Raw genomic sequence first — 7,726 nt, forward strand, 5'->3', positions numbered from 1 at the left:
GGATACGACCACGGGTACCCCGAGCGCATCGTGGACCACGCCGAGGAGCGGCGGGAGACCCTCCGACGCTACGAGCGCGCCAGGGGCGACGACGACTGAGGGCGCGACGGGTCGCCCGCGGAGTCGATACCGTGGAGTATGCGACCTTTTCTCGTCCCGGTGGCGGCAGTGACGCTCCTCCTGACCGGGTGTACGGGCGGGCCCACCTCCGTCACCTCCGACGACAGGGCGGGACAGGCGCCGTCCACCGCCACCACCGCCGAGGACTTCCGGGTGACGGAACACGGTGAGTTCGACCAGGGGTGGGCGATGAGCTTCCTGCCCGGGTCCGACCACCTGCTCATCACCCAACGCGGGGGCGAGCTCCTGCTCCGCGACCAGACCACCGGTGAAGTCACGGAGGTCGCAGGGGTCCCGCCGGTGAACGACGGCGGGCAGGGGGGCCTGCACGATGTGGCACCGGGCGCCACCCACGCCGAGGACGGCACCGTCTACCTCAGCTGGGTGCGGGACCATCCCGCCGGCTCCCAGGGGGTGGTGGGCCGCGGGACCCTCGACGTGGACCGTTCCGAGCTGAGGGATCTCGAGGTGATCTGGGAGCAGGACCCCGCGGCCGGCACCGGGCACTACGCCCTGCGACTGCTCGTCCACGACGACCATCTCTACGTGACCTCGGGAGACCGCCAGGAGCAGACCCCCGCCCAGGACACCGCCGACAACCTGGGCGGCGTGGTGCGCCTGACCCCGGACGGGGATCCCGCGCCGGGGAACCCGTGGGCCGATGCGGGCGGCTCCGCCGCGGAACTGTGGACCATCGGCCACCGCAACCCCCTGGGCATCGCCGAGGACCCGCAGGGCCGGATCTGGGTGTCCGAGATGGGGCCCCGCGACGGGGACGAGCTCAACCTGCTCGACGAGGGTGGGAACTACGGGTGGCCGGAGGCCTCGATGGGCAGGCACTACGACGGCGGCGACATCCCGGACCACGGCGACGACGACGGGTTCGTACCTCCCGCCGCCTACTGGGTGCCCGCGATCTCCCCGGCCAGCCTTCTGATCTACCGCGGGGACCGCTTCGACGGGTGGAGAGGCAGCGCACTCGTCGGCGGACTGTCCGGACAGGTAATGGTCCGCGCGGAGCTGCACGACCAGACCGCGACGGTCGTCCGCGAATGGGACATGGGCGAGCGGATCCGTGCCCTCGCCGAGGCCCCCGACGGAGCGATCTGGGTCCTCGAGGACGGACCGGGCGGTCGCCTTCTGGAGCTCACGCCGGCGTGACGAGTCGAGACTCTACTGCGATTCGCCGCCCTCCACCGCCTAGGGTGGCGGTATGACGCAGCAGACGGACAAGGCGCACGCGCGCGACGGCGACAAGGCGCACGCGCGCGACGGTGTGGACATCAAGCCCCGCAGCCGGGACGTCACGGACGGCCTGGAGAAGACGGCGGCTCGCGGAATGCTCCGTGCGGTGGGGATGGGCGACGACGACTGGGTCAAGCCCCAGATCGGGGTGGCCTCCTCGTGGAACGAGATCACCCCGTGCAACCTCTCCCTCGACCGCCTGGCCAAGGCGGTCAAGGAGGGCGTGCACTCGGGCGGGGGGTACCCGCTCGAGTTCGGCACCATCTCGGTGTCCGACGGCATCTCGATGGGCCACGAGGGCATGCACTTCTCGCTCGTGTCCCGCGAGGTGATCGCCGACAGCGTGGAGACGGTGATGAGCGCGGAGCGGCTCGACGGATCGGTGCTGCTCGCCGGCTGCGACAAGTCGTTGCCGGGGATGCTCATGGCGGCCGCGCGACTCGACCTGGCCGGCGTCTTCCTCTACGCGGGGTCCACGTTGCCGGGTTTCGCGACCCTCTCCGACGGTACGGAGAAGCAGGTCACCATCATCGACGCGTTCGAGGCGGTCGGGGCGTGCTCGCGCGGTCTGATGAGCCGCGAGGACGTCGACACCATCGAACGCGCCATCTGCCCCGGGGAGGGTGCGTGCGGCGGCATGTACACCGCCAACACCATGGCGAGCGCGGCCGAGGCCCTGGGCATGTCCCTCCCGGGCAGCGCGTCACCGCCTGCCCCGGATCGCCGTCGCGACGACTACGCCAGGGCGAGCGGAGAGGCGGTCGTCGAACTCCTGCGTCGGGGGATCACCGCCCGCGACATCATGACCAAGGAGGCGTTCGAGAACGCCATCGCCGTCGTCATGGCCTTCGGCGGTTCGACCAACGCCGTGCTGCACCTGCTCGCGATCGCCAGTGAGGCGGAGGTCGATCTGACCCTCGACGACTTCGCCCGCATCGGCGCGACGGTGCCGCATCTCGCGGACGTCAAGCCGTTCGGCGCCCACGTGATGACCGATGTCGACCGGATCGGCGGGGTGCCGGTGGTCATGAGGGCCCTGTTCGACGCGGGACTCCTGCACGGCGACTGCCTCACCGTCACCGGACGCACCGTCGCCGAGAACCTCGCGGACATCGCCCCGCCGGACCCGGACGGGCTGGTGCTGCGCGCGATGACCGAGCCGATCCACCCGACCGGCGGCATCACGATCCTGCACGGGTCGCTCGCCCCGGAGGGCGCCGTGGTCAAGTCCGCCGGCTTCGACTCCGATGTCTTCGAGGGCACGGCCCGCGTGTTCGAGCGCGAGCGCTCCGCTATGGACGCGCTGGAGGACGGCACGATCACCGCCGGGGACGTCGTGGTGATCCGCTACGAGGGGCCCAAGGGCGGCCCGGGCATGCGCGAGATGCTCGCGATCACCGGCGCCATCAAGGGCGCCGGACTCGGCAAGGACGTCCTGTTGATGACGGACGGGCGGTTCTCCGGTGGGACCACCGGCCTGTGTGTCGGCCACATCGCTCCCGAGGCGGTGGACGGTGGTCCGATCGCGTTCGTGCGAGACGGTGACCGAATCCGCCTCGACGTCTCCCGTGGGACGCTCGATCTCCTGGTCGACGAGGCCGAGCTGGCGCATCGGCGCGCGGGGTGGGAGCCGCTTCCTCCCCGGTACACCCGAGGCGTGCTGGCCAAGTACTCCAAGCTCGTGCAGTCGGCCTCGACGGGCGCGATCTGCCGGTGAGACCCCGCGGCGGCAGGTGACCCGCGACGGTGGGTGCGCCCACCGTGGCAAGGCCCGGGCGCTCACACCCGGGTCATGCGGTCGCCCTACTTCGCATCGGGGTCCGGCTGGTGGATGCCGAACACGTTCCCTTCGGTGTCGAGGAAGTAGCCCTGCCACGCCATACCCGGCAGGGCGTGCTTGTCCATGGCCACCGTCCCACCGGCGTCGAGGATCGTGCGGGCGGTGGCGTCGAAGTCCGCGCACCCCATCGTGAGCACGGCGCCGGTGACGGGCGACCCCGTCGCGGGGGCGTCGCCGCGGCGCTGCATGATCGCGCCGTTGATGCCCGGTTGGTCCTCGGGGCCGGAGGTCACGCCGAAGTACGGTGACCCGGCGAAGTCGCTCCAGTCCTGGTAGGTCCATCCGAAGACGGCCGCGTAGAACGCGCACGCCCGGGCAGGATCGTAGGCGTGGATCTCGAAGTGGATGGGACGGGACACGGCGGGCTCCTCACATCGGAGATCTGGTCGGGTCAGTCGAGGACGGTGCCGTCGTCGAGGTGGGACAGCGAGCCGCCCCCGGGTCGCTCACCGGTGGCGAGGTAGACCACGCGGTTGGCGATGCTGACCGTGTGATCGGCGAAACGCTCGTAGTAGCGCGCGAGCAGGGCCAGGTCCACCGCCGCGACCGAGCCGTGGGGCCAGTCCTCCGCGGAGATCTGCCTCATGAGCTCGGCGTGGAGTGAGTCGACTGCGTCGTCCTCGGTGTCGAGCGATCGAGCGAGGCGGACGTCCTTGGTGGGCAGGAGCCGCCCGAGGTTCCGGGCCATGGCCGAGTCGCGCTCGGCGAACTCACGGATCGTCGGGACGACGGGATCGGGTACGACGGGCTTGGGGTGACGGCGGCGGGCGACGCGTGCGATGTGGCCGGTGAGGGCGGCCATGCGGGTGAAGTGCTCGACGATGTAGATGCCCGAGACCACCTGACGCAGGTCGCGGGCCACGGGCGCTTCGAGCAACAGCAGGTCGAAGGCGTGCTGCTCGCTGTCCTCCCGGAGGTCCTCCACCTCGGCCGCGCCGTCGATCACCTCGGTGGCCGCAACCTCGTCCCCCTCGAGAAGCGCCACGCTGGCGAGGTCCAGGAGTCGATTGTTCATCTCGCAGAACCGGACCAGCTGGTCGGAGAAGTCATCGAGCTTGGTGTGAAGGACGGTACGCATCCCATGACTGTAGTGGCGGGGCGCGATCACCGCGATCCCGTCACCAGACGGTCGACCGTCCGGCCGCCCGGGTCAGTGGTCGCGAAGAGCCTCGATCAACTCGTCCTTCTTCATGGACGAGCGTCCCTCGATCCCGATCTCTCCGGCCCTGTCGCGGAGCTCGTCGACGGTCCAGTCCTCGTACGAACCCGCCTTGCCGCCCTTGTGCCCGACCTCGGACCGGGAGCTCTTGGCCGAGGCGTTGGCGATCCGGGCCGCCTTCTCCTTGCTCGCCCCGTCGTCGCGCAGCGCCTGGTAGACCTTCTCGTCCTTGATGTTCGACGATTGCTGGTCGTTCTTCTTCTCGGCCACGATCCCTCCCCGGTCGTCAGCGGAACTGTGTGTGCACTCCCATGGTCACCTCGACCGCACCCGGGAGCCACCGTTCGAACACTATCGCGGCGCTCAGACCCGTCGCAGGCGCTCAGACCCGGCGCAGGTCCGACGAGAGGTGGTGGGTCATGGGCACGCCGACCGCGGCCATGGCGAATGTCGTGATCAGCCTGTCCCCGATGAGTTCGTACCGGCGGGTGGTGGCGTCCACCCGCTTGGCGGTGGCGGTGTTGGACACCCTGGCCGTCAGTTCCAGGACGAGCCTGTCCGCCTCGGCGACAACCGTCCCCTCTGCGAGCTCGGTCTGACCCATGGGCTGCGCCAAGATCATCTCCGCGGTTCCGACGACGGGGATGCGCAGGTAACCCGTCTCGGTGTGCATGGGGGCGCCGTCGGGGCTCCACGACCGCTGGAGGTAGTGCAGGAACGGCTTGCCGACATCCGTGAAGACGACCTCGTCGGTGTAGGCGAAATCCTCGATGGTGGGATACTCACCCGCGCCGTCCCCCCTCCATGTGCCGAGTAGTGAGGCGACGGGGGCGAGGGAGGGGGCCAGTTCCATGCCCACGAGACTAGGTGACGCCGGCGACCCGCACCGGCGGTGCGCAGACTCAGTGCGCCGAACCGCTCCGCCGTCGGGGGACCACGTGGGCGGCGGCCACCACCACTGCGCCGACGACCAGCCCGAACACCAGCGAGCAAAGGGTGTTGACCAGCCATCCGAGAACGCCCCCGACAGCCGCGACCGCGGCGGCGGGCTCCTCTAGGAGGTGGACCAGATGGTACGGGCCAGTCGCCCCGAGCTCGTCCAAGCCCACCAGCAAGATGTGTCCACCGACCCACAGCATCGCGAGCATTCCGACGAACGAGATCACCTCGAGAACCGTCGGCATCGCCTTGACCAGTCCGTTTCCGAACCGCTGGGTGCCGGGGGACCGTCTCCCGGCGAGGTGCAGACCGACGTCGTCCATCTTGACGATCACCGCGACCACCCCGTAGACGAGCGCGGTGATGAGTACGCCCACCACGACCAGGATCGCCGCGCGGATCCAGAACGGCTCGTCGGCGACCTCGTTGAGCGCGATCATCATGATCTCGGCGCTGAGGATGAAGTCGGTGGTCACCGCCCCACGGACCATCCGCTTCTCCGCGTCCGGACCCTTCTCCACGACCGGCGTGGCCTCCTCGTGGTGCCCTGAGATCCGTTCCCACACCTTCTCGGCGCCCTCGTAGCAGAGGTAGGCACCGCCCAGCATGAGCAACGGGGTGAGGACCCACGGTACGAACTGGCTGAGGACGAGGGCGAAGACGATGATGATCGCCTTGTTGCCCAACGAGCCCGTGGCGATCCGACGGATGATGGGCAGTTCCCGCGACGGCTCCACGTCGCGGACGTACTGCGGCGTCACCGCGGTGTCATCGACCACCACTCCGGCGGCCTTGATGCTGGCTCGTCCGGATGCGGCCGCGATGTCGTCGGTGCTGGCCGCGGCCATCCGGGCCAGGACGGCGACGTCGTCGAGCAGGGCGGCGAGACCACCGGCCATGATCACCTCACTGGGGCGGGCGGGAGAGGTCCCCGCCGACGGGACTAACCCGACCCCGTGCGGGTCGGATCGTCACAGGGTAGCCCCGAATCAGCCCTCCACGGCGTCCAGGACCCACCTGAGTGCCGACACGCCGGCCCTCCCGAGGAGTAGCGCCGCATCCCGGGAGCCGAAAGGGCCGTCGGACAGGCCGAGCGACCCGCGTGCCCAGGGGGGTAGCGCCGCGACCGCGCCCTCACGGAGCATCGCGTAGGCGGGCCCAGCGGTCCATCCCACGGGCGGTTCATCCAGCAGGAAGTGCCGGGCGTCGAGCGCGGCCGGAGACGCCTCGAGCTCGGGCCGGTACTCCTCGAGCGCCGCGGCGAGTTCCCCGACGGTCGTCGGGACGCCTCTCGCCCCCAGCATGATCCCGGTACGTGACGCCTGCCGCACGTACTCGTCCTGCCGCCCCGGCGACATCGGGGCGCGACCATAGAGACGGTGGCACTCGAGGAAGCTCCAGATCTCGGCCACGTGCACCCACCTCAGCAGGTGCGGGTCGCGGGCGTCGTAGGGGCGGCCACGGTAGTCGACGCCGACAACGGACCGGTGCATGCCGTTGATAGCCCGGATGAGGTCGGTCGCGTCGGAGATCGTCCCGAACGTCGTCGTGGCGATGAACTGGGAGGTGCGATGGAGCCTGCCCCAGGGGTCCCCGCGGTAGTCGCTGTGGTCCGCCACCCCTGCCATGGCCAGCGGGTGCAGCGACTGCAGCAGCAGAGCCGTCAGCCCACCGGCGAACATGGAGGCGTCGCCGTGCACCGCGTAGATCGCGTCCCCGGAAGAGTTCCACCGATCGCCCTCGGAGTGCCAGATCCGCTGCCGCTGCTCCGCGGCGTCATCTCCGGCGATCCGGGAGCGCACCATCAGCCCGGCCCGGCGGCGGGCACCGGTCAGCAGTCGGGACGCCGTGGTCGTCATCACCGGCATGTCGGGCACCACCTCGGGGGTCGGGCGTGACCGCCACCCTACGCCCGGTGCGGCCGAGGCCGACCGCTAGTGGACCTGCACCTCAGCGACCCCGTCGATGTAGGTGATGACCCCGCCCTCGAAGGTGGAGATCCATCCGCCATCGGTGGTGGCCTCGTCCGCGGTGGGGAACCCCAGTTCGCCGCCGGGACCGCCTTCCTCGAGGTAGGCGGTGAGAATCTCACCCTGCACCACGAAGGCGCGTCCCGCCGGGGTCAGGACGATCGCCCCGCGTTCGAAGTCGGTGATCGAACCGCCCTCGACATCTGAGGCGGGGCCGGTCGCCCGGCCCAGTTCGCCGGTCTCGCCGCCGAGGTCGCGCCAGCGCTCCGCCACCGGCGCGGGGATGTCGATCATGGACTCGGCCGGCCCGGGAACAGGGGCGGAGGGCGTCGTGGTCATCACCGCGGACGCGGTCGGCGACGCCCCCGCCGGCCCGGTCTGGTCCTGCTGATCGTCCGACCCGCACGCGGAGAGCCCGGCGGTGGCGGCGCCGGCGACAGCGATTGTGGCGAA

General features: G+C 70.4%; 10 protein-coding genes. 3 read left to right on the forward strand and 7 right to left on the reverse strand.

The genetic code is table 11. The annotated features are described in order from the left end of the window. From G6026_RS17710 to ilvD, 3 genes are all read left to right on the forward strand, one after another. Window positions 1-99 (forward strand): FAD-binding domain-containing protein (locus G6026_RS17710; protein ID WP_241728154.1); only part of this gene is annotated, 99 nt, incomplete at its 5' end. A gap of 39 nt (window positions 100-138) precedes the next feature. Then, the gene (locus tag G6026_RS16765; protein WP_194305700.1) at window positions 139-1,281 is read left to right on the forward strand and encodes a PQQ-dependent sugar dehydrogenase; all 1,143 of its coding nucleotides are present in this window, start codon (window positions 139-141) and stop codon (window positions 1,279-1,281) included. 52 nt (window positions 1,282-1,333) lie between these two features. Continuing rightward, window positions 1,334-3,082: a dihydroxy-acid dehydratase gene (gene ilvD, locus G6026_RS16770; protein WP_194305701.1), complete on the forward strand. Its 1,749-nt coding sequence runs from the start codon at window positions 1,334-1,336 to the stop codon at window positions 3,080-3,082. Between the two features lie 86 nt (window positions 3,083-3,168). On the opposite strand, the gene G6026_RS16775 is transcribed toward ilvD, so the two are convergent. The 7 genes from G6026_RS16775 to G6026_RS16805 all read right to left on the reverse strand — a co-directional run. After that, window positions 3,169-3,564, reverse strand: a complete 396-nt coding sequence (locus G6026_RS16775; protein ID WP_107756778.1) for a VOC family protein — start codon at window positions 3,562-3,564, stop codon at window positions 3,169-3,171. A gap of 32 nt (window positions 3,565-3,596) precedes the next feature. Continuing rightward, window positions 3,597-4,283 (reverse strand): PhoU domain-containing protein, encoded by a 687-nt coding sequence (locus G6026_RS16780; protein WP_107756777.1) that lies wholly within the window; start codon window positions 4,281-4,283, stop codon window positions 3,597-3,599. Between the two features lie 72 nt (window positions 4,284-4,355). Further along, entirely contained in the window at window positions 4,356-4,634 is a 279-nt protein-coding gene (locus tag G6026_RS16785) for a Rho termination factor N-terminal domain-containing protein (RefSeq protein WP_107756776.1), read from the reverse strand. Window positions 4,635-4,746: 112 nt separating this feature from the next. Beyond that, on the reverse strand, window positions 4,747-5,223 hold the full coding sequence (locus G6026_RS16790) for a heme-binding beta-barrel domain-containing protein (RefSeq protein ID WP_182613836.1): 477 nt from the start codon (window positions 5,221-5,223) through the stop codon (window positions 4,747-4,749). A gap of 43 nt (window positions 5,224-5,266) precedes the next feature. Beyond that, on the reverse strand, window positions 5,267-6,202 hold the full coding sequence (locus tag G6026_RS16795) for a DUF808 domain-containing protein (RefSeq protein WP_107758135.1): 936 nt from the start codon (window positions 6,200-6,202) through the stop codon (window positions 5,267-5,269). A 90-nt stretch (window positions 6,203-6,292) separates the two neighbouring features. Further along, window positions 6,293-7,171 carry an oxygenase MpaB family protein gene (locus G6026_RS16800; RefSeq protein ID WP_182613837.1) on the reverse strand — a complete coding sequence of 293 codons (879 nt, stop codon included), beginning with the start codon at window positions 7,169-7,171 and terminating at the stop codon, window positions 6,293-6,295. 66 nt (window positions 7,172-7,237) lie between these two features. Next, window positions 7,238-7,726, reverse strand: a 489-nt coding sequence (locus G6026_RS16805) for a hypothetical protein (RefSeq protein WP_194305703.1), incomplete at its 5' end; no start/stop codon positions are given.

The organism is Dietzia sp. DQ11-38-2, from assembly GCF_014145055.1.
Lineage (GTDB): Bacteria > Actinomycetota > Actinomycetes > Mycobacteriales > Mycobacteriaceae > Dietzia.